The organism is Acidovorax sp. Root402, from assembly GCF_001425125.1.
In the GTDB taxonomy this organism is placed as follows: domain Bacteria; phylum Pseudomonadota; class Gammaproteobacteria; order Burkholderiales; family Burkholderiaceae_C; genus Acidovorax; species Acidovorax delafieldii.
Genome location: NZ_LMDQ01000013.1, coordinates 580,419 through 602,982, shown reverse-complemented (window position 1 = coordinate 602,982; position 22,564 = coordinate 580,419). Strand labels below are relative to the sequence as shown.

The following is a 22,564-nucleotide window of genomic DNA, read 5'->3' as shown; positions in this document are numbered from 1 at the left end:
TGGGCACATGAACGTCAACATCACCTTCCTGGGGGGCTCCGGCACCGTCACCGGCTCCAAGTACCTGGTGCGTTACAACGGCAAGAGCCTGCTGGTCGATTGCGGCCTGTTCCAGGGCTACAAGCAGTTGCGCCTGCGCAATTGGCAGCCCCTGCCCATCACGCCGCACCAGATCGACGCCGTGGTGCTGACCCATGCCCACCTGGACCACAGCGGTTACCTGCCGCTGCTGGCGCGCGACGGCTACGCCCACGCCATCCACTGCACCCCGGGCACACGTGACCTGTGCACCATCCTGCTGCCCGACAGCGGGCACCTGCAAGAAGAGGACGCGGCCTTCCTCAACCGCCACCAACTCAGCAGCCACAGCCCCGCCCTGCCCCTGTATACCCGGCTCGACGCGCTGCACTGCCTCAAGCAATTCCAGATCCATGCCTTCCACAAGGCGTTCGAGCCCCTGCCCGGCTGGCGCGTGACGTTTTCGCCCGCAGGCCACATATTGGGTGCGGCCTGCGTGCTGCTGGAGGTCGGAGGCAGGCGAATCCTGTTCTCTGGCGACCTGGGCCGGCCAGACGACTTGCTGATGAATCCACCGGACGCCCCGGCCCAGGCGGACACCGTGCTCATCGAATCCACCTATGGCGACCGCGAGCACCCGCCCGAAGGTCTGCTCGACGAACTGGGCCCCGCACTGCAGCGCCTGGCCGCACGCGGGGGCATCGCCGTGGTGCCCGTCTTCGCCGTGGGCCGCGCACAGGCCGTGCTGCACGCCATCGGGCTGCTGAAGGCGCAGGGCGTGGTGCCTGCATCGCTCAAGGTATTCCTCGACAGCCCCATGGCCGTGAGCACCACCGGGCTGTTCCAGCACCATATGCAGGAACACCGCCTGAGCGGCCGCGAGGTGCAGGCGCTAGAGCATGGCGCCACCATGGTCCAGACCCCCGAGCAATCCAAAGGACTGGCCAAACTGCATGGTCCCATGGTCATCCTGTCGGCCAGTGGCATGGCTACCGGAGGACGCGTGCTGCACCACCTGGCGCTGCACGCTGGCGATCACCGCAACATGATCATTCTGACCGGGCACCAGGCGCCGGGCACACGCGGCGCGCGGCTGGCTGAGGGCGAACGGACCATCCGCATTCACGGCCAGGACGTGGCCGTGCGCGCCGAAGTGGTCAAGTTGTCTTCCGCATCGGCCCACGCCGACGGCAACCAGCTCATCGCCTGGCTGCGCAGCATGGGGCACGCGCCCGACCAGGTGTATGTGGTGCATGGCGAAATGGGCGCCGCAGACCTGCTGCGCCAGCGCATAGAACACGAATTGCGCTGGCGGGCCTCAGTGCCAGAGCACGGCAGCACCTGCGCGGCCTGAGCCCGGTCTCTTTCTGCACTCCAGGAGAGCCGCTCTCGCGCAGAAGGGCATCGCAGCCATCGCGTATCGCGATGACAAATCACCAACAATGGGGAGAAAATATGAAACCTTCTCTTTTTGAGAAGTCAAAACCCCATGAAAAGCTCCGAGCGCAGTTTTGCGCGCCGTATTGACCTCACCTCGCTGCAATTGTTTGTGGCGGTGTGCGAGCTGGGCAGCATCGGCCGCGCCGCCGAGCGCGAATTCATTGCAGCATCGGCGGTCAGCAAGCGCCTGTCGGACCTGGAAACGGCTGTAGACACCGCCCTGCTCTACCGCCACAGCCGGGGTGTGACGCTCACGCCCGCTGGCGAGAGCCTGCTGCATCATGCGCGCACCGTGCTGTTTGGCCTGGAGCGCATGCAGGGCGAACTGAGTGAATACGCCGACGGCGTTCGCGGCCATGTCCGCATGCACGCCAACATCTCGGCCATCTTCCAGTTTCTGCCCGAAGACCTGGGCGCCTTCGCGCGCGAGCACAGCCAGATCAAGATCGACCTGCAGGAGCACCTCTCCAGCGATGTGCTGCACGCCGTGCAAGAGGGAGCCGCCGACCTGGGCATCTGCAACATCGGCATGGCGAACGGGGGCGGAGCCCTGGAGCTGCAGAGCAGGCCCTACCGTGCCGACAATTTGGTGCTGGTTGTGCCCCGAGTGCATGATTTATCTGCTCTGGATGCTATCAATTTTGAAGAAGTCCTGGACTGGGACATTGTGGGCCTGCACGCCAACAGCAGCATCAGCCTGGCCATGCGCGCGGCCGCTGCCGCAGCCGGGCGCCCCCTGCGCCAGCGCATCCAGGTGACGGGGCTGGACGCCATGTGCCGCATGATCGACAACGGCCTGGGCGTGGGCCTGCTGCCCGACCGGGCGTTTGCGCTGATGCGCGGCGTGGGCAACCTGCAAGCCATCCCGCTGACCGATGCCTGGGCCCACCGCGAACTGCGCGTAGTAGCCCGCGACTTTGACGCCCTGCCCGTCACCGCGCGTTTGCTGGTGGAACACCTCTCACCCCGGGCAGAACCCGCCCCGGCGCACCCGGCCCCCGACACTAAAATCCAATCACCCACCTGAAAGCAGAAAGAAAGCCACGCCATGGGACGCACCCTGTACGACAAGATCTGGGACGAGCATGTCGTCCACACCGAAGAGGACGGCACCTCCATCCTCTACATCGACCGCCATCTGGTGCATGAAGTCACCAGCCCTCAGGCATTCGAAGGTCTGCGCGAAGCGGGCCGCAAGGTCTGGCGCATGAGTTCCATCGTGGCCACGGCCGACCACAACACGCCCACCACGGGCTGGGAAAACGGCTACGACGGCATCACCGATCCGATCAGCAAGGAACAGATCACCACGCTGAACGACAACATCGCGCAGATCACACCCGCCGCGTTCTTCCCGTTCATGCACAAGCGCCAGGGCATCGTGCACGTCATTGGCCCTGAAAACGGTGCCACCCTGCCCGGCATGACCGTGGTCTGCGGCGACAGCCACACCAGCACCCACGGCGCGTTTGGCGCACTGGCCCACGGCATCGGCACCTCTGAGGTCGAGCACGTGATGGCCACGCAGACCCTGCTGGCCAAAAAGGCCAAGAACATGCTGGTGCAGGTCGATGGCACGCTGGCCAAAGGCGTGACCCCCAAGGACGTGGTGCTGGCCATCATCGGCAAGATCGGCACGGCCGGCGGCACGGGCTACACCATTGAATTTGCAGGTTCTGTCTTCCGCGCGATGAGCATGGAAGGCCGCATGACCGTGTGCAACATGGCCATCGAAGGTGGTGCTCGCGCGGGTCTGGTGGCGGTGGACGACAAGACCATTGAATACGTCAAGGGCCGCCCCCTGTCGCCCACGGGCGTGGAATGGGACCAGGCCGTTGCGTACTGGAGGACGCTGCACTCCGACGCCGACGCAAAGTTCGACACCGTGGTCAAGCTTGATGCGGCCGACATCGTGCCGCAGGTCACCTGGGGCACCAGCCCCGAGATGGTGCTGGGCGTGGACGCCCGCGTGCCCGACCCGGACAAGGAAAAGGACACCAACAAGCGTGGCGCCATCGAGCGCGCGCTGACCTACATGGGCCTGCAGCCCGGCAAGCCGATCAATGACATCACCATCGACAAGGTGTTCATCGGCAGCTGCACCAACAGCCGCATCGAAGACATGCGCGAAGCCGCCGCCGTGGTGAAGAACCTGGGCCGCAAGGTGGCCAGCAATGTGAAGCTGGCCATGGTGGTGCCCGGCTCGGGGCTGGTCAAAGAGCAGGCCGAGCGCGAGGGCCTGGACAAGATTTTTGTGGCCGCAGGCTTCGAGTGGCGCGAGCCCGGTTGCAGCATGTGCCTGGCCATGAACGCCGACCGGCTGGAGCCCGGCGAACGCTGCGCCTCCACCAGCAACCGCAACTTTGAAGGCCGCCAGGGTGCTGGCGGCCGCACGCACCTGGTGAGCCCGGCCATGGCCGCAGCCGCTGCGGTGCACGGCCACTTTGTGGACATCCGCCAGTTCACCTGAGCTGATCATTCATCCCATCATCCGCCCGTTGTCCTCTCTACTGCCCCAACCGCCTGAAGGAGCCTTGTCATGAAAAAGACCGCCACCCTCATCGCCCTGTCCCTGGCCTTTGTGCTGGCTGGCTGCAACACCGTCAAGGGTGTGGGCCAGGACATTGGCAAAGCCGGCAGCGCCATCGAGCGGGCCGCCAAGTAACTGATACCGCCATGCAAAAATTCACCTTGCTCAAGGGCCTTGTGGCCCCCATGGATCGCGAGAACGTCGATACCGACGCCATCATCCCCAAGCAGTTCCTCAAGTCGATCAAGAAGACCGGCTTTGGCGTGAACCTGTTTGACGAATGGCGTTACCTGGACCACGGCGAGCCCGGCCAGGACCCCGCCAGTCGCAAGCCCAATCCCGACTTCGTGCTGAACCAGCCGCGTTACCAAGGCGCCAGCATCCTCATCGCACGCAAGAATTTCGGGTGTGGTTCCAGCCGCGAGCACGCGCCGTGGGCCTTGGATCAGTTCGGCTTCCGCGCCATCATCGCGCCCAGCTTTGCGGACATCTTCTTCAACAACTGCTTCAAGAACGGCCTGCTGCCCATCGTGCTGCCCGAGGCCACAGTGGCCCAGCTGTTCGACGAAGTGCTGGCCTTCCCCGGCTACCAGCTCACCATCGACCTGGAGCGCCAGGTCATCGTGCGCCCCCAGGGCGAAGAGATCCCGTTCGACGTGCAAGCCTTCCGCAAGTACTGCCTGCTCAATGGTTTTGACGACATTGGCCTGACCCTGCGCCAGTCGGACAAGATCAAGGCCTTTGAAGCCCAGCGTCTTGCCACCAAGCCCTGGCTGGCACACACCATGGTGTCGTAACTCAAAAATTCAGCCCAATCGGCCGCAAGCGCTACATCCATATGCGCTAGCAGCTATCAAAAACAAAGCAAAATCAATGAAAATCGCAGTTCTGCCGGGTGACGGCATCGGTACCGAAATCGTCGCCGAGGCCGTCAAGGTCCTCAACGCACTCGACCTGAAGTTCGAGATGGAATCGGCCCTGGTCGGCGGCGCCGCCTACGAGGCCCACGGCCACCCGCTGCCCGAATCCACCCTCAAGCTCGCCAAGGAAGCCGACGCCATTCTGTTCGGCGCCGTGGGCGACTGGAAATACGACAAGCTCGACAGGCCCCTGCGCCCCGAGCAAGCCATCCTGGGCCTGCGCAAGAACCTGGGCCTGTTCGCCAATTTCCGCCCCGCCATCTGCTACGAGCAGCTGGTGGGCGCATCGAGCCTCAAGCCCGAGCTGATTGCCGGCCTGGACATCCTCATCATCCGCGAGCTGACGGGCGACATCTACTTCGGCCAGCCCCGCGGCCGTCGCACGGCAGTGGACGGCCACTTTCCCGGTGCCGAAGAAGCCTTCGACACCATGCGCTATAGCCGCCCCGAGATCGAGCGCATCGCCCACGTCGCCTTCCAGGCCGCCCGCAAGCGCAATAAGAAGGTCACCAGCGTGGACAAAGCCAACGTGCTGGAAACCTTCCAGTTCTGGAAGGACGTGGTCACCGACGTGCACAAGGAATACCCCGACGTCGAATTGCAGCACATGTACGTGGACAACGCGGCCATGCAACTGGTCAAGGCCCCCAAGGCGTTTGACGTGGTGGTGACCGGCAACATGTTCGGCGACATCCTGTCGGACGAAGCCTCCATGCTGACTGGCTCCATCGGCATGCTGCCCTCGGCCAGCCTGAACAGCAGCAACCAGGGCTTGTACGAGCCCAGCCACGGCAGCGCCCCCGACATCGCCGGCAAGGGCGTGGCCAACCCGCTGGCCACCATCCTCTCGGCAGCGATGATGCTGCGCTTCAGCCTGAACCAGGAAGCTGCCGCCCAGCGCATCGAAGCCGCCGTGCAGAAGGTGCTGGCCCAGGGCCTGCGCACGCCCGACATCTACAGCGAAGGCACCACCAAGGTCGGCACGGCGCAGATGGGCGACGCGGTGGTGAAGGCGCTACAGGCGTAAATCACCCCAGCCGTCCGAGTTGCCCACAGCGGCGGCGCGCGGCATCCGCAAAAGGCGATCCTCTGTGATCGCCTTTTCTTTGTAATGGGCGAGTACCGACTCGCACACCCGTCCAGCCCGCCAGGGGCGCCGTTGCCGAGCGGACCATGGCGTGCCCGCAACGCTGCAAGCCCCGTGCAAGCCGCTATCTATTACAATCATGCCCATGTTTGCCGCCCGCCCGTTCGATCTGAACACCGCTACTGCCGCCCTGGCAGGCGTGGCTGTGCGCGCAATCACCACCAAAACCACGACCATTATTAAGGGCTGATCCAGCTCCGGTACCGTCGTGCGCCCTCTCCCGGCCAGACGAGCCGGGGCAAACAGTCTGGTCTGGCACTGTTTCTTAATCTGAAAGGGGCGTTGAAATGAGCAAGTTGGTAGGTTTGGTCGGCTGGCGCGGCATGGTCGGCTCGGTGTTGATGGACCGCATGGTCGAGGAAAAAGACTTCGACCTGATTGAGCCATTGTTCTTCTCCACATCCAATGCCGGCGGCAAGGCCCCTGCGCAGGCCAAGAACGAAACCACACTGCAAGACGCCTTCAACATCGACGCCTTGAAGCGCTGCGACATCATCATCACAGCCCAAGGCGGCGACTACACCACCGAAGTCTTCCCCAAGCTGCGCGCCGCAGGCTGGAACGGCCACTGGATTGACGCGGCATCCACCCTGCGCATGGAAAAAGACGCGGTCATCATCCTGGACCCCGTCAACATGCCCGTCATCAAGGACGCGCTCGCCAACGGCGGCAAGAACTGGGTAGGCGGCAACTGCACCGTGAGCTGCATGCTGATGGGCGTGGGCGCACTCTACAAGGCCGGCCTGGTCGAGTGGATGAGCACCCAGACTTACCAGGCAGCCTCGGGCGGCGGCGCGCAGCACATGCGCGAACTGCTCACGCAATACGGCACGCTCAACGCCGAAGTGAAGGCCCTGCTCGACGACCCCAAGAGCGCCATCCTGGAAATCGACCGCAAGGTCATCGCCAAGCAGCGCGCACTGACCGGTGCAGAAACCGCCAACTTTGGCGTGCCGCTGGGTGGCTCGCTGATCCCCTGGATCGACAAGGACCTGGGCAACGGCCAGTCCAAGGAAGAGTGGAAGGGCATGGCCGAAACCAACAAGATTTTGGGCCTGGGCGAAGGCTTTGACTCCGCAGCCATTCCAGTCGACGGATTCTGCGTGCGCGTGGGTGCCATGCGCTGCCACAGCCAGGCACTGACCTTCAAGCTCAAGAAGGACGTGCCCGTGGCCGACCTCGAAGCCATGATCGCCGCCGACAACGAGTGGGTGAAGGTGGTACCCAACACCCGCGAAGCCACCATCAAGGACCTGACACCCGTCGCCGTGACGGGCACCATGACCATCCCCGTGGGCCGCATCCGCAAGCTGGCCATGGGCCCCGAGTATGTCGGCGCCTTCACCATCGGCGACCAGCTCCTCTGGGGCGCCGCCGAGCCTCTGCGTCGCATGCTGCGCATCTTGCTCAACGCCTGATCGTCTCACCTCATAAAGCGCGCGCAAGCCCCCTTGCGCGCGCTTTTTTACGCCTGAGACATCGACACACTCGGTTACGCGGCGTTGGCAATTGGCAACATCTGCATGCCCCAATTTGGGGCGCCGGGACCCCACTCAAAGCTTCGGAGCCACCTCAGCTTGTCAGTGCAAAACATTGATGCTATGGTGCTTTTTACATATTTTCACGCGCCGGGGCGGGGATCAGACCATGAGAACAAAAGCACCGCTCGTCCGAGCCGCAAAAAATCCTAATCAGTTGTTGGCAAACATGCATCGTTGGAAATTTTCTGTCCTGGCGGCCGCGGCCGTGGCTTGCGCTGGTTTCTACACCAGCGACGCGTCTGCGCTGGCACTGGGCCGCATCACCGTGCAGTCTGCCCTGGGCGAGCCGCTGCGCGCTGAAATCGACCTGCCACAGATCACTCCTGCCGAAGCGGACTCGCTGCGTGCCACAACGGCCACGCCTGAGGTCTTCCGTGCCCAGGGCATGGAATACACGCAGACCATGAACAACCTGCAGATTCAACTGCAGCGCCGCGCCGACGGCACCGCCGTGTTGCGCCTGTCAAGCGACCGACCTGTGAACGAACCGTTCCTGGACCTGGTGCTGGATGCCAACTGGGGCTCAGGCCGCATCGTTCGCAGCTACACCATGCTGTTTGACCCGCCAAGCATGCGCCGCGCAGCGCCTGCCGTCACAGCAGCGCCCCAAATTTCTGCACCGGTGGCGCCCCAGGTCCCTGCGACGCGCCCCGCAGCCACAGCCCGTGCCAGCGAGGCAACCGCCGCTGCACCCGCACCCCGTGCGGCAGCCCCACGCCCTGCCCCCGCAGATGGCGTGACGGTACAGGCAGGCGATACTGCCGGCCGCATCGCGAACGCCTACAAGCCTGCAGGCGTTTCGCTCGACCAGATGCTGGTCGCCATGATGCGTACCAACCCGGACGCGTTCATTCAGGGCAACGTCAACCGCCTGAGGGCAGGTGCCGTGCTGCAAATGCCCGACCAGGCCGCAACGCAGTCCACCACAGCCCCCGAAGCACGTCAGATTCTGGCCGCACAGGCCCGTGACTTCAACGACTTCCGCCGCAAACTCGCAGGTGCGGCCCCTTCGACCGAAGTGGCTGCTGCCCAGCGCTCCGCCTCTGGCACCGTACAGACGCGCGTAGAAGACAAAAAACCCGCGACTGCAGCGCCCGACAAGCTCACCCTGTCCAAGGGGGCCGTCAAAGGCCAGAAGGCAGCCGAAGAGCAAGTCGCCAAGGACAAACAGGCCAGCGAAGCCGCCACGCGGATGGCAGAGTTGTCCAAGAACATCACCGACCTCAACAAGCTGAGCGCAGCCTCTGCAGCCGCCGGAGGCAGCCCTGCGCCCGCCGCAGCGGGTGCAGCCAGCGCACCTGCGGGGGTGGCTGTGCAGGCCCCAGCCGTCCCGGCAACACCGACCGCGCCGCCGGCGCCCGAAGCCCCGGCATCCGCCCCCGCAGCGGCCGCCAGCACCCCGCCAGACACCGCAGTGGCAGCAGAAGCGGCCGCCTCGGCACCCGCCACGGAGGCCTCTGCACCCGCACCGGCCCCCAAACCGGCGCCCACACCCAAACCTGCTGCGGCACCCGTCGAGGAGCCCGGTTTCCTGTCCACCCTCATGGACGACCCACTGTTGCCTATTGGCGGCGGCATCCTGGTGGCGGGCCTGCTCGGATTTGGCGCTTACCGCCTGGTCCAGCGCCGTCGACAGAACGGTGGGGTGGACAGCTCCTTCCTGGAAAGTCGCATTCAACCCGACTCGTTTTTTGGTGCCAGCGGCGGCCAGCGTGTAGACACGGCCAACAGCGACATGACCACCGGCTCGTCCATGGCCTATTCACCCAGCCAACTGGACGCCGGCGGCGACGTGGACCCCGTGGCCGAAGCCGACGTTTATCTGGCCTACGGCCGCGATCTCCAGGCCGAAGAAATCCTGAAAGAAGCCGTGCGCCACAACCCGGGCCGCGTCTCAGTGCACGTCAAGCTGGGTGAAATCTACGCCAAGCGTCAGGACCGCAAAGCCCTTGAGGCCGTCGCAGGCGAAGTGTTCAAGCTGACCCAGGGCGAAGGGCCTGACTGGAACCGCATTGCCGAACTCGGGCGTGACCTGGAGCCCGAAAACCGCCTGTACCAACCTGGCGGCCGCCCCGGAATGGCCGAGGATGAATCACCCTCCGTGCCACCGGGCGGGTTCCCCAGCACCTTCACTGGTGCAGGCAGCCCTGCCGCGGCCCTGCCACCAGACTTGGACCTCGACCTGGATCTGGACCTGCCCGATGACGCGCTGACGGACGCCCCCCCCGCTGCAGCCGGTGGTTTTGCTGCGGCTGCAGCGGCTGCTGCGGCTAACAACCGCGGTGAAGCCAGCGAACCACAGACGCTGCGCCCCGAGTTGGATCTGCCCAGCATCCCCGACGAGCCCACGGCCGCGTGGAGCAGTCAGGAAACCGCTCCGAGTCCCATGATGGCGCCGCCTCCAGTGGCCAATCTGGACTTCCCCAGCAGCGACGACCTGACCATGGCGCCGTCCGGCCCCATGCCTCTCCATGGCGAGCCCCAAGACTCCGGCCCTATGGAGTTTGATCTGGGCGACCTGTCGCTGGACCTGAACGCCCCCTCCAAGCCGATGGCAGCTCCCGCCGCCAAGGCCCCGTCTGCTCCCGCACCGGAATTCACAGACGATGGATCGGCCGCAGCGCAGGACGACCCGCTGGCCACCAAGCTTGCGCTGGCCGAAGAGTTCAACGCCATCGGGGACACCGACGGCGCTCGTACGCTGATTGAAGAGGTGGTGGCAGAGTCCAGCGGCGCCCTCAAGACCCGCGCCCAGCGCATGCTGGCCGAACTGGGCTGATGCCGCTCGGCCCCTCCGCTGATTTAACCCCCAGCACGTCCCCAGGCCGCCCCGTGACCCGGGTGGCGCTGGGTGTCAGCTACAACGGCCAAGCCTACAGTGGCTGGCAGAGCCAGCTTTCTGGCAACACCGTGCAGGACAAACTCGAAGCGGCCCTGGGCCGCTTTGCTACGCATCCGGTCAGCACCCTTTGCGCAGGCCGTACCGATGCGGGTGTGCACGGCCTGATGCAGGTGGTGCACTTTGACACCCCGCTGGACCGGCCCGCAGCGTCCTGGGTCCGGGGTACCAACACCTTCCTGCCCTACGACATTGCGGTGCAATGGGCTCAGGCGGTCCCAGACCACTTTCATGCGCGTGCCAGCGCCGTGGCCCGGCGCTATGCCTACGTGCTTCTGCAGTCGCCAGTGCGGCCCAGCGTGGATGCCGGGCGAGTGGGCTGGGTGTTTCACCCGTTAGACCATGACGCCATGCGGCAGGCGGCCGACTACCTGATCGGCGAGCATGATTTCACCTCGTTTCGCGCGTCCGCCTGCCAGGCCAAGACCCCGGTCAAGACCTTGCAACGCATCGACATCGTGCGACGGGGGGCGGACACACCGCACCCCGAACTGGGCTGGAGCCCCTGTTACTGGCGTTTTGAATTCGAAGCCAACGCCTTCTTGCACCACATGATCCGCAACATCATGGGCTGCCTGATCACCATCGGCCAGGGCACGCAGCCTCCCGAATGGATGGCCGAAGTGCTGGCAGCCCAGTCCCGCAAGGTGGCTGCGCCGACATTCTCGCCAGACGGGTTGTACTTTCAAGGGCCCGTCTACGACGCCGCCTGGGGGCTACCCCAGCGCACGGCTGCGTATGATTGGCTTCCATGAACCAGGCCACTACACCGACCACAACGGCTCCCGCCGTCAGTCAACGCCTCCACGCCCCTTTCCAGGCGTCTGCCAACGTACGCACCCGCATCAAGATCTGCGGGCTGACCCGCGAGGAAGACGTGGATGCAGCTGTGGCTGCGGGCGCCGATGCGGTGGGTTTTGTGCTCTACGCCCCCAGCCCACGGTCGGTCACCCCCCAGCGGGCCGCGCAGTTGGCACGGCGCCTGCCGCCGTTTGTCACGCCCGTGCTGCTGTTCGTGAACGAATCCACTCCTAATGTGATAGCAGCCAGTGCAATGATTGCTGGCGCTACGATGCAATTCCATGGTGATGAGACGCCACAGGACTGCATGGCGGCCACCCACCAGGGGGCACGCCCCTACCTGCGAGCCGCCCGAATTCCCCTCGGTGATGGAGCGGCACAGTTTGACCTCGTAAAATACGCCCACGATTACTCTCACGCCCAAGCCATCCTGCTCGACGCCCATGTCGAAGGGTTTGGCGGCAGCGGCAAGGCATTCAATTGGTCACTCCTTCCACCAAGCGTCAGCTCTCACCTCGTTTTGTCTGGTGGACTCACGCCTGCAAACGTGACCGATGGCATTTTGCAAGTCCGCCCGCGGGGTCTCTCGCTGGCGGTTGATGTCAGTTCCGGCGTCGAAGCCGATGGTCCTGATGGCAAACCCGTCAAGGGCATCAAGGACGCCGTGAAGATCCAACGCTTCGTTGCCGCCGTGCGTGCGGCCGATGCACAACTTGCAAAGAACCCCCATGAATTCCTATCAGCAACCTGATGCTTCCGGCCATTTCGGCCCGTATGGCGGCAGCTTCGTCAGCGAAACCCTGACCCACGCCATCCAGGAACTGCGCGAGGCCTACGCGCGCTACCAGAACGACCCTGAATTTCTGGCTGAATTCCATTACGAACTCAAGCACTTCGTCGGTCGCCCCTCCCCCATCTACCATGCAGCGCGCACCAGCCGCGAGATGGGTGGCGCACAGATCTACCTCAAGCGCGAAGACCTGAACCACACAGGCGCGCACAAGATCAACAACGTGATCGGCCAAGCCATGCTGGCCAAGCGCATGGGCAAGCCCCGCGTGATTGCCGAGACGGGTGCAGGCCAGCACGGCGTGGCCACTGCCACCATCTGCGCGCGCTACGGGCTCGAATGCGTTGTTTACATGGGTGCCGAAGACGTGAAGCGCCAAAGCCCCAACGTGTACCGCATGAAACTGCTGGGCGCTACGGTGGTGCCCGTGGAGTCTGGCAGCAAGACCTTGAAGGACGCCCTGAACGACGCCATGCGCGACTGGGTGGCGAATGTGGACAACACCTTCTACATCATCGGCACGGTGGCGGGCCCGCACCCTTACCCCATGATGGTGCGCGACTTCCAGAGCGTGATCGGCAAGGAATGCATTGAGCAAATGCCCAGCATGCTGGCCGAGCAAAAGGTGCTGGGCGACCAGCCCGATGCGGTTATCGCCTGCGTGGGTGGTGGCAGCAATGCCATGGGTATCTTTCACCCTTACATCCCTTTCGAGAAAACGCGCCTCATCGGCGTGGAGGCAGCGGGCGAAGGCCTGGAGTCGGGCAAACACTCGGCGTCGCTGCAAAAAGGCAGCGCGGGTGTGCTGCACGGCAACCGCACCTTCATCCTGCAGGATGACAACGGCCAGATCACCGAAACCCATAGCATCAGCGCAGGCCTGGACTACCCCGGCGTGGGCCCGGAGCACGCCTGGTTGCAGGAAATCGGCCGCGCCGAATACGTCGGCATCACCGACCAGGAAGCGCTGGACGCCTTCCACTACCTGTGCCGCACCGAGGGCATCATCCCCGCACTCGAATCCAGTCACGCCGTGGCCTACGCCATGAAGCTGGCCAAAACCATGCGCCCAGACCAGTCGATCCTGGTCAACCTCTCGGGCCGGGGCGACAAGGACATTGGTACTGTGGCCGATCTCAGTGGCGCCGACTTTTACTGCCGACCCAGCTGCCAGGGGCAGTCCGTCAAGGGCGGCGAGCAACCCATCAAGTTGGTGAAATAAATGAGCCGTATCGCATCCACCTTTTCTGCCCTGCAAGCCCAGGGCCGCAAGGCGCTGATTCCTTATGTGACCGCCGGTTTCCCGTTTGCCGACATCACCCCCGCGCTCATGCACGGTATGGTCGAGGCCGGTGCCGACGTGATCGAGCTGGGCGTGCCCTTTTCCGACCCCATGGCCGATGGCCCGGTGATCCAGAAGGCGGGTGAAAAAGCCCTCAGCCTGGGCATTGGCATGGTGCAGGTGCTCGACCATGTGCGTGAGTTCCGCAAGCGCAACAGCACCACGCCAGTGGTGTTGATGGGCTATGCCAACCCTGTGGAACGCTACGACCAGAAGCACGGCGAAGGTGCGTTTGTGCGCGACTCTGCCGCTGCGGGCGTGGACGGCGTGCTCATCGTGGACTACCCGCCCGAAGAATGCGAAGCTTTTGCTGCCAGCCTGCGCGCGCACAGCATGGACCTGATCTTCCTGCTGGCCCCCACCAGCACGGATGAGCGCATGGCCCAGGTGGCGCGCGTAGCCAGCGGCTATGTGTACTACGTGTCGCTCAAGGGCGTGACCGGCTCAGGCGCGCTGGACACGGCGGCCGTGGAGCAGATGCTGCCCCGTATTCGCCAGCACGTGACCATCCCGGTGGGTGTGGGCTTCGGCATCCGCGACGCCGCCACCGCCCAGGCCATCGGCAAGGTGGCCGATGCCGTGGTCATCGGCAGCCGCATCATCCAGTTGATTGAAGACCAGGAGCACGCCAAGGTGGTGCCCCTGACCATCGACTTCCTGCGCGGCATCCGCAAGGCCCTGGACGCCTAGTCGCATAATGCAGCCCGGCGCATCCTGCGGGGTGCGCCGACAGATTCACACCCGGCCTGCCCCGCAAACGCCTACGGGCTTTGTAGCAAGCCGCGCCACTGAAGAGGAGAACACCATGTCCTGGCTCGAGAAACTTCTACCCGCCAAAATCCAGCAAACCGACCCCACCGAGCGCCGTCAGGTGCCCGAAGGCCTGTGGATCAAGTGCCCGAGCTGCGAAACGGTGCTCTACAAGGCCGACCTGGAGCACAACCAGAATGTGTGCCCCCACTGCAGCCACCACCACCGCATCGGCGCGCGCGCCCGACTGGACGCATTTCTGGATGCTGAAGGCCGCTACGAAATCGGCCAGGAAGTGCTGCCCGTAGACGCGCTCAAGTTCAAGGACAGCCGCAAGTACCCCGAGCGCCTGAAGGAAGCCCTGGAGAACACCGGCGAGACCGACGCCCTCATCGTGATGGGCGGCGCGGTCAAGAGCATCAACGTCGTCGCCGCCTGCTTCGAGTTCGACTTCATGGGCGGCTCCATGGGCTCCGTGGTGGGCGAGCGATTTGTGCGTGGCGTGGAAACCGCCATCGAGCAAAAGGTACCCTTCATCTGCTTTACCGCCACCGGCGGCGCCCGCATGCAGGAAGGCCTGCTGTCGCTCATGCAGATGGCCAAGACCAACGCAGCGCTGACCCGCTTGGCCAAGAAGGGCCTGCCCTACATCAGTGTGCTGACCGACCCCACCATGGGTGGCGTGAGCGCAGGTTTTGCCTTTGTGGGCGACATCGTGATTGCCGAGCCCAAGGCGCTGATCGGCTTTGCTGGCCCGCGCGTGATCGAATCCACCGTGCGTGTGACCCTGCCCGAGGGCTTCCAGCGTGCAGAGTTCCTGCAAACCAAGGGTGCGGTGGACTTCATCTGCGACCGCCGCGAACTGCGCAACACCGTGGCCAGCAGTTTGGCCATGCTGCAACGACTGCCTGCTGACGCGGTGATGTAAATACCCGGTCCCCCAAAAGGGGACTGAGTGAGGCCTCACCACGCCATTGCTATATTTTCAATAGCAAACAGAGCATATTTGGCTAGCGCATCGGGCCTTTGGGATGCTTAACGCATCACACTGGCCTGCAAATGGCCCAGAACAATCATCACGACCTGCAGCACCACCAGCGCCACCAATGGCGACAGGTCGAAGCCGCCCACCAGAGGAATGACACGCCGAAAAGGACGCAACACGGGTTCACACAGGCGCGCGATCACATCCGCCAGCGGTGAACGGCCACCCTGTACCCAGGACAGGACGGCATAGACAATCAGCAGGCCGATCAGCCCCGAGACCGCCACGCGCAGCAGCCCGAACAAGGCCAACCAGGGCAACCACGCCCATGCCGATCCCGCACCGAGCAGCAACGTCAACAACGCGTACTGCACCAGCTGCACCAGCATCGCAGCCACCAGACTGGACACATCCCAACGCCCCGCAGAAGGGATCACCCGTCGCAGCGGCATGATCAACCAGTCGGTCAACGCAAACACCAACCCACCGACCGGGTTGGAGAACGGCACCCGCTGCCACTGCATGTACAGCCGCAAAAGGCAGGCTCCGGTCAGCAAGCCGCCAACAACATCGAGCAGGAAAGAGGCGATCTGATAGAGCATGGATGAGACAAAAACAGTGGTGTGCAGCAAAAGCCGACGGTGTCATGGGATGATAGCGGGCGAAGGCATCCACGCGCCCATGACCCCACCTCTCACCTTGTCGTCCCTGCCGCTTTTCCCCCTGGGCTCTGTCTTGTTCCCGGACGGAGTGCTAGCTCTGAGGGTGTTTGAGGTGCGCTACCTGGACATGGTGCGCAAGTGCCACCGGACAGGCGCCCCCTTCGGCGTGGTTGCACTCACCCAAGGCCAGGAAGTGCGCCAAGCCGGAGCGCCAGAAGAACGCTTCAACGACATCGGTACCCTGGCCATCATCGAGCAATTGGAGACACCCCAGCCCGGACTGGTCACCCTGTTATGCCGTGGTAGCCAGCGTTTTCGCATCACTCAACGCCATCACCTGCAGCACGGCCTTTGGATTGCTGACGTCGATCACGTCGAACAGGATCTGACAGTACCGGTTCCAGACGATCTCAAAAAGGCGTCAACAGCATTGGCGCAGGTCTTGCACACGCTGCAGGTACGCGACCCAGACATGCCCCACTTGGTCACCCCCACTGCAGCACAACTGAACGATTGCGGCTGGGTGGCGAACCGATGGTGCGAACTGCTGCCAGTGCCACTGGAGCTGAAACAGCGGTTGATGGAGCTGGACAACCCCCTGGTCCGCCTGGAACTGGTGGGGGATGTGCTGGAGCGGACGGGGATCGCGCAGTCTCGATGAACATGCGCCACTTGCTAACGCGTAAGCAACGCCATCATCCATGCCATTAAGTACCCCCATGCGAAGCGCCATCCTCTCTTGGCCACGGTCCGCCAAGCGGTTTTTTGTGGTGAGCTTGGACCTTTGCGCGAGCCTCATTGCCATGTGGCTGGCTTTTAGTCTGCGACTAGATTCACCACATTGGCCCACCGGGCTCCAATGGTTGGTTTATGGCTTGGGGCCGACATTGGCGCTACCCGTCTTCATTCGCGCTGGCTTGTATAGAGCCATCTTTCGCTATACCGGAATTGCGGCGCTCATCACCACAGGACGAGCCGTAGCGTTCTACGGAGCCTTACTGTTCAGTATTTTGATGGTAGCTCAATGGGAAGGGGTGCCGCGTAGTGTTGGCGTACTACAACCGATAATTTTGCTCTTGATGGTGGGCTCCAGCCGCGCACTTGGCTGGTTCTGGCTGGCCGGCAAGCCGCGCAATACGTCTCATCGATTGTTGATTTATGGGGCCGGCAGCGCAGGCGCGCAAACTGCTGCCGCCATGCAGAACATGCGGCAATATCAGCTGATGGGATTCTTGGACGATGACCCCAATAAGGCCGGCAGCACCATCAACGGCGTGCGCGTGAGCAGTCCCAACAATTTGCCTGAGCTGATCCAACAGCTTAAGGTCACTGACGTGCTACTGGCGCTTCCCAGCACCACACGTCAGCGAAGACATGAAATCATTCAGAGCCTTGGCAGTGCGGCTGTGCGCGTGCGCACACTACCAGGCCTGTCCGATCTAGCCAGTGGTCGGGTGAGCGTGACAGATTTCCAGGAGTTGGACATCGAAGACCTGCTGGGGCGCGAGTCTGTAGCCCCCCTACTCGATCTGCTTGGAAACGGTCTTGCTGGTCAGGTGGTGCTTGTCACGGGGGCCGGAGGCAGTATCGGGAGCGAACTGTGCCGCCAAATTGTTAACGAAGGTCCTGCGAAGCTGTTACTTGTGGACCACAGCGAATACGCGCTTTATGCCGTCCATCACGAGCTGCAGGCGCTGCGCGATCAAGGTACCCACACGTGCGAACTGGTGCCGCTGCTGGCCAGCGTGGTCAACCCGCATCGTATTGCTGACATCTGCCGCAAACACCGACCCGATTCAATTTACCATGCAGCTGCCTACAAGCACGTTCCTATGGTGGAGGCTAACGCAGGGGAAGGCGTGCTGAACAACGTCTTTGGAACGCTCAACATGGTACGAATAGCCCTTGAATATGGCGCGCGCAACTTTGTGCTTGTTTCCACTGACAAGGCAGTGCGCCCCACAAACGTAATGGGAGCAAGCAAGCGCGTGGCTGAGCAAGTGCTGCAAGCCATCACCGCCAGTAAGTTGCCGCCGTTTGACAAGGTATTGCCGGAAGGAGTCGTCACTTGGTCCTGTCCAACGCGCCTCTCCATGGTGCGTTTTGGGAATGTGCTGGGGTCCAGCGGTAGCGTGATTCCCCTTTTCAGGCGCCAGATCACCACAGGTGGCCCACTGACTGTCACCCATCCCGAGGTGACACGCTATTTCATGACCATTTCCGAGGCAGCGCAGCTTGTGCTGCAGGCTGGCGCCATGGCGGAAGGCGGTGATCTATTCCTCCTGGACATGGGAGAACCCATCCGTATCCTTGATGTGGCAAGGCGAATGGTAGCTCTGTCCGGCTTGACAGTGCGCGATGCAGAGCACCCACAGGGCGATATAGCCATAGAGTTCACTGGACTACGCCCTGGTGAAAAACTGTATGAAGAACTGCTTATCGGTGACAACCCACTCGCCACCACACATCCGCGCATCAGGCGTGCGCGCGAGGAATTCTGCCCGTGGTCAGAGTTGCAAGCCGCCTTGCAGCCGCTACAAGAAGCCGCCAATGCGAATGACGAGGCAGCACTGAAGCGCTCGCTCTCTTTGCTGGTGAGAGGCTACAAACCAGATCTAGTGAAAACACAATGCTGACCTCTATCGCGACAAAGCCCCGAATTGCCATCATCGGTCTTGGTTACGTGGGCTTGCCACTAGCCGTCGAGTTTGGCAAGCATTTTCCGGTCGTAGGTTTCGATGTCCACCAACCACGCATCCTTGAGCTGCAATCAGATTACGACCGAACGCAAGAAACAAGCGCGCAGCAAATGCAGGCTGCCACGCAATTGCAATACAGCTCAAGTCCAAAAGATCTAGAAGGCTGCAATATCTACATCGTGACAGTCCCAACGCCTGTGGACGATGCCAAGCGCCCCGACTTGTCGATGTTGATCAAAGCGAGTCAGACCGTAGGGCACGCCATGCGCCCGGGCGCCTTGGTGATTTTTGAGTCAACGGTCTACCCGGGTGTCACCGAAGAAATCTGTGTGCCAGTGCTGGAGGAATCTTCTGGACTGCGCTTCAATCACGATTTTTTCTGTGGCTACAGCCCGGAGCGCGTCAACCCGGGTGACAAGGTCAACACACTCACGCGCATCCGCAAGATCACCAGTGGCAGCACGCCCGAAGCCGCAGCGGCTGTTGATCAACTCTACAGTCGCATAATCACGGCAGGCACGTACAAAGCGCGCAGCATCAAGGTGGCAGAAGCCGCCAAAGTCATCGAGAACACGCAGCGTGACTTGAACATCGCTTTGATGAACGAGCTTTCGATATTGTTCGACCGCCTAGAGGTTGACACGCTCGAAGTGCTCGAAGCTGCGGGCAGCAAATGGAACTTTGTCCCTTTTCGGCCTGGCTTGGTTGGCGGGCATTGCATCGGTGTAGATCCCTACTATCTGACCTATAAAGCTGAACAAGTGGGTTATCACCCACAAATAATTCTGGCGGGCCGCCGCATCAACGACAACATGGCTGGCTATGCGGCGCACAACATCATCAAAATAATGCTGCGGGCAAGCATGGACGCTCCACGCTGCAAGATTGGCGTAATGGGCATCACATTCAAGGAAAACTGCCCAGATATTCGCAATAGCAAGGTTGTAGACCTAGTCAACGAATTGAAAGCCTGGGGCGTGGAGGTGGTCATTTCGGACCCTATTGCCGACGCGGCCGAGGTTCAGCATGAATACCAGCTGACTCTGGGCATAGTGGACGAAGACCATCCCGTGGACGCTCTTGTCGTTGCGGTCGGACACAATAGCTACCGCTCCTTGAGCGCCAAGCAGCTTCGCTCTTACTGCCGCCATCCTAAGCCGGTTATTGCTGACATCAAGTCACTATATGACCGCGAGGAGCTGAAACAAGCAGGATTTACCGTCTACCGACTTTGAGCCCATGAAAAACTTTGCACTAATTGGTGCCGCTGGCTACATCGCCCCGCGCCACATGCGTGCCATCAAAGACACAGGCAACTGTTTAACTGCAGCCTTTGATGTCAACGACTCGGTCGGCATTATCGACAGTCTGGCCCCTGAGGCTGATTTTTTCACTGACTTCGAGTGCTTTTACGAGCACGCACAGACGTTGCGCCGCCGACACCATCAAGCGCTGGACTATGTGGTGGTGTGCTCCCCCAATCATCTACACCACGCTCACATTGCCGCAGGCTTGCGCCTAGGCTGCGACGTTATTTGCGAAAAGCCACTGGTCCCCACGCCCGCACTGGTGGACGAACTAGCGTGTGTGGAACGCGAGACCGGCCAGCGCGTTTTCAACATCCTGCAACTGCGCCACCATGAGGCGATTGTTCAGCTGCGCAACAAGGTGTCTGCAGCCCCACTAAACACCAAGTTCGATGTGGACCTAACCTACATCACCTCACGTGGCAAATGGTACGCCACGAGTTGGAAGGGTGATCCGCGCAAATCGTTCGGGGTTGCCACCAACATCGGGGTGCATTTCTTCGACATGCTGCACTTCATTTTCGGTCCACTCCAGTACAACCGCGTGCACTACCTCAGTGAGACAAAAGCTGGTGGATATCTTGAATACCAAGGCGCTCGGGTGCGTTGGTTTCTCTCCGTCGACGCAAGCGATCTACCCGCCAGCGTTCAAGGAAAAAAAGCCACCTACCGCAACATTGATGTCAGCGGCGAGCCGTTGGAATTCTCGGAAGGTTTTACAGATCTGCACACGATCAGCTACCAGGAAATTTTGGCAGGCAATGGCTATGGCCTGAAAGACGCACGCCACTGCATAGAAACGGTGCACAGCATCCGCACTTCCACGCCACGGGTCGGCGGCCCCGGCGAAGTGCATCCGTTCGTGATCAAGTTGTCCCGATGAGAGCACCGCAATGAACGCAACCACCATCCACCCCAGCGCCATCGTGGATGAAGGCGCAGTCATTGGAGAGGGCTCCCGCATCTGGCACTGGGTGCACATCTGCGGCGGTGCGCGCATCGGTAAAGGCGTTTCGCTGGGCCAGAACGTTTTTGTGGGCAACCGGGTGGTGATTGGCGACCACTGCAAGATCCAGAACAACGTCAGCGTGTACGACAACGTAACTCTCGAAGATGGTGTGTTTTGCGGGCCGAGCATGGTGTTCACCAACGTACACAACCCTCGCGCATTCGTTGAACGCAAAAGCCAATACCGTAATACACGGGTCAAACATGGCGCCACCCTGGGTGCCAACTGCACCATCCTATGTGGTACCACTATTGGCGAATACGCTTTTGTGGGCGCTGGCGCCGTGGTTAACAAAGATGTGCCCGCCTACGCATTGGTAGTAGGCGTACCCGCACTGCAGATTGGGTGGATAAGTGAATTTGGTGAGCAACTTGCGCTCCCCCTGGCGGGCTACGGCGAAGCCACCTGCCCACATACAGGGGCTCGCTATGTGCTCCACGATCAAACAATTACCAAACTCTCTATATAGATTAATGATTGATTTCGTCGACCTCAAGGCCCAGCAGGCGCGCATCAAAAGCGAGATCGACGCCGCCATGGCCCGCGTGCTTGCGCACGGCCAGTACATATTAGGGCCCGAAGTGGCCGAGCTGGAAGAAAAGCTGACCGCCTACACCGGCGCCAAACACTGCATCACCGTCGCCAATGGCACCGACGCGCTGCAAATCGCTCAGATGGCACTAGGCATTGGCCCTGGCGACGAAGTCATCACCCCCGGATTCACGTACATTGCCACTGCTGAGACCGCAGCGCTTCTGCGCGCAAAGCCCGTGTACGTGGACATCGACCCGCGCACCTACAACCTGAATCCTGCCCTGCTAGAAGCAGCTATCACCCCGCGTACCAAAGCGATCATCCCCGTCAGCCTGTACGGTCAATGTGCTGACTACGACGCCATCAACGCGATCGCCCAAAAACATGGCGTTACCGTCGTTGAAGACGCGGCTCAAAGCTTTGGTGCTACCTACAAAGGTCGCAAAAGCTGCAACCTCACCCCCATTTCCTGCACCAGCTTCTTCCCTAGCAAGCCCTTAGGCTGCTATGGCGACGGTGGTGCCATCTTCACCAACGACGACGAGTTGGCAAAGATCATCCGCCAGATCGCCCGCCACGGCCAAGACCGTCGCTATCACCATGTCCGAGTAGGCGTTAATAGTCGGCTGGACACACTGCAAGCCGCTGTCTTGCTATCCAAGCTAGCCATCCTAGATGAAGAAGTTGCTGCACGCCAACAAGCAGCCAAGCGTTACACACAGCTGTTGAACCACGCCGGCATCACCAGCACTCCACACGTCGAGGAGGAGAACCAAAGCGCCTGGGCTCAATACACCGTGCAAGTGCACCACCGCGAACAAGCACAAGAACGAATGCGGCAAGCAGGCATACCCACTGTGGTGCATTACCCCATACCGCTGAACCAGCAACCAGCGGTAGCAGATACCAATGCCTCTCTACCCGTTGGGGACAACGTAGCGAAAAAAGTGATCAGCCTCCCCATACACCCATATCTGGATAATGCCAGCATAGACCTGATTGCTCAAGCATTGGTGCGTGCAATGTAAGCGCTAAATATATACGAACAAAATGCGCGGCAAAATCTCCCTGGAAGGATCGTTACTAATGCAAGATATCTGATCGCAACATTTAAGTGCACTGAACATATTCAGCGGTAGTTCAGCTGCATCGAATTTGAAATGCTGCAACCTACCGTGAATAAGCGTCAT

General features: G+C 61.8%; 20 protein-coding genes. 19 read left to right on the top strand and 1 reads right to left on the bottom strand.

Going from position 1 to position 22,564, the window contains the following annotated elements; genetic code table 11:
• The first annotated feature begins 7 nt into the window (after positions 1 to 7).
• From ASC83_RS10135 to accD, 13 genes are all read left to right on the top strand, one after another.
• On the top strand, positions 8 to 1,372 hold the full coding sequence (locus ASC83_RS10135; RefSeq protein ID WP_056061466.1) for an MBL fold metallo-hydrolase: 1,365 nt from the start codon (positions 8 to 10) through the stop codon (positions 1,370 to 1,372).
• A 135-nt stretch (positions 1,373 to 1,507) separates the two neighbouring features.
• On the top strand, positions 1,508 to 2,485 hold the full coding sequence (locus ASC83_RS10130; protein WP_056061465.1) for a LysR family transcriptional regulator: 978 nt from the start codon (positions 1,508 to 1,510) through the stop codon (positions 2,483 to 2,485).
• A gap of 21 nt (positions 2,486 to 2,506) precedes the next feature.
• A complete protein-coding gene (leuC, locus tag ASC83_RS10125) occupies positions 2,507 to 3,928 on the top strand; it encodes a 3-isopropylmalate dehydratase large subunit (RefSeq protein WP_056061462.1) in 1,422 nt (473 codons plus the stop codon).
• A gap of 69 nt (positions 3,929 to 3,997) precedes the next feature.
• Positions 3,998 to 4,123 carry an entericidin A/B family lipoprotein gene (locus ASC83_RS10120; protein WP_005795904.1) on the top strand — a complete coding sequence of 42 codons (126 nt, stop codon included), beginning with the start codon at positions 3,998 to 4,000 and terminating at the stop codon, positions 4,121 to 4,123.
• A gap of 11 nt (positions 4,124 to 4,134) precedes the next feature.
• Positions 4,135 to 4,785: a 3-isopropylmalate dehydratase small subunit gene (gene leuD / locus ASC83_RS10115; protein WP_056061459.1), complete on the top strand. Its 651-nt coding sequence runs from the start codon at positions 4,135 to 4,137 to the stop codon at positions 4,783 to 4,785.
• A 76-nt stretch (positions 4,786 to 4,861) separates the two neighbouring features.
• Positions 4,862 to 5,935 (top strand): 3-isopropylmalate dehydrogenase, encoded by a 1,074-nt coding sequence (leuB, locus tag ASC83_RS10110; protein WP_056061457.1) that lies wholly within the window; start codon positions 4,862 to 4,864, stop codon positions 5,933 to 5,935.
• 407 nt (positions 5,936 to 6,342) lie between these two features.
• Positions 6,343 to 7,473: an aspartate-semialdehyde dehydrogenase gene (gene asd / locus ASC83_RS10105; RefSeq protein WP_056061454.1), complete on the top strand. Its 1,131-nt coding sequence runs from the start codon at positions 6,343 to 6,345 to the stop codon at positions 7,471 to 7,473.
• 289 nt (positions 7,474 to 7,762) lie between these two features.
• The gene (locus tag ASC83_RS10100; protein ID WP_056061452.1) at positions 7,763 to 10,375 is read left to right on the top strand and encodes a FimV/HubP family polar landmark protein; all 2,613 of its coding nucleotides are present in this window, start codon (positions 7,763 to 7,765) and stop codon (positions 10,373 to 10,375) included.
• Entirely contained in the window at positions 10,375 to 11,250 is an 876-nt protein-coding gene (truA, locus tag ASC83_RS10095) for a tRNA pseudouridine(38-40) synthase TruA (RefSeq protein ID WP_200938916.1), read from the top strand. Before ASC83_RS10100 ends, truA begins: the two co-directional genes overlap by 1 nt.
• A complete protein-coding gene (locus ASC83_RS23505; protein ID WP_082522410.1) occupies positions 11,247 to 12,047 on the top strand; it encodes a phosphoribosylanthranilate isomerase in 801 nt (266 codons plus the stop codon). The genes truA and ASC83_RS23505 overlap by 4 nt, the downstream gene beginning before the upstream one ends.
• Positions 12,025 to 13,308: a tryptophan synthase subunit beta gene (trpB, locus tag ASC83_RS10085; protein WP_056061441.1), complete on the top strand. Its 1,284-nt coding sequence runs from the start codon at positions 12,025 to 12,027 to the stop codon at positions 13,306 to 13,308. The genes ASC83_RS23505 and trpB overlap by 23 nt, the downstream gene beginning before the upstream one ends.
• Complete coding sequence (gene trpA, locus ASC83_RS10080) at positions 13,309 to 14,118, top strand: tryptophan synthase subunit alpha (protein ID WP_056061439.1); 810 nt, start codon at positions 13,309 to 13,311, stop codon at positions 14,116 to 14,118.
• A 115-nt stretch (positions 14,119 to 14,233) separates the two neighbouring features.
• Positions 14,234 to 15,106, top strand: coding sequence for an acetyl-CoA carboxylase, carboxyltransferase subunit beta (gene accD, locus ASC83_RS10075; RefSeq protein ID WP_015013229.1), 873 nt, complete (start codon positions 14,234 to 14,236; stop codon positions 15,104 to 15,106).
• A gap of 107 nt (positions 15,107 to 15,213) precedes the next feature.
• Here accD and ASC83_RS10070 read toward each other — a convergent pair whose 3' ends face one another.
• A complete protein-coding gene (locus ASC83_RS10070; protein ID WP_056062142.1) occupies positions 15,214 to 15,765 on the bottom strand; it encodes a YggT family protein in 552 nt (183 codons plus the stop codon).
• Between the two features lie 79 nt (positions 15,766 to 15,844).
• Between ASC83_RS10070 and ASC83_RS10065 the strand changes: the two genes are divergently transcribed.
• From ASC83_RS10065 to ASC83_RS10040, 6 genes are read left to right on the top strand one after another with little or no spacing between them, the layout of a single operon-like run.
• On the top strand, positions 15,845 to 16,486 hold the full coding sequence (locus ASC83_RS10065; RefSeq protein ID WP_056062139.1) for an LON peptidase substrate-binding domain-containing protein: 642 nt from the start codon (positions 15,845 to 15,847) through the stop codon (positions 16,484 to 16,486).
• Between the two features lie 58 nt (positions 16,487 to 16,544).
• Entirely contained in the window at positions 16,545 to 18,461 is a 1,917-nt protein-coding gene (locus ASC83_RS10060) for a nucleoside-diphosphate sugar epimerase/dehydratase (RefSeq protein ID WP_056061437.1), read from the top strand.
• Positions 18,455 to 19,759, top strand: coding sequence for a nucleotide sugar dehydrogenase (locus ASC83_RS10055; RefSeq protein WP_056061434.1), 1,305 nt, complete (start codon positions 18,455 to 18,457; stop codon positions 19,757 to 19,759). Before ASC83_RS10060 ends, ASC83_RS10055 begins: the two co-directional genes overlap by 7 nt.
• Before the next feature lie 4 nt (positions 19,760 to 19,763).
• Positions 19,764 to 20,714, top strand: a complete 951-nt coding sequence (locus ASC83_RS10050; protein WP_056061431.1) for a Gfo/Idh/MocA family protein — start codon at positions 19,764 to 19,766, stop codon at positions 20,712 to 20,714.
• A gap of 10 nt (positions 20,715 to 20,724) precedes the next feature.
• Entirely contained in the window at positions 20,725 to 21,309 is a 585-nt protein-coding gene (locus ASC83_RS10045; RefSeq protein WP_056061427.1) for an acyltransferase, read from the top strand.
• A 4-nt stretch (positions 21,310 to 21,313) separates the two neighbouring features.
• Positions 21,314 to 22,402, top strand: coding sequence for a DegT/DnrJ/EryC1/StrS aminotransferase family protein (locus ASC83_RS10040; RefSeq protein ID WP_056061424.1), 1,089 nt, complete (start codon positions 21,314 to 21,316; stop codon positions 22,400 to 22,402).
• The last annotated feature ends 162 nt before the right edge of the window (positions 22,403 to 22,564 follow it).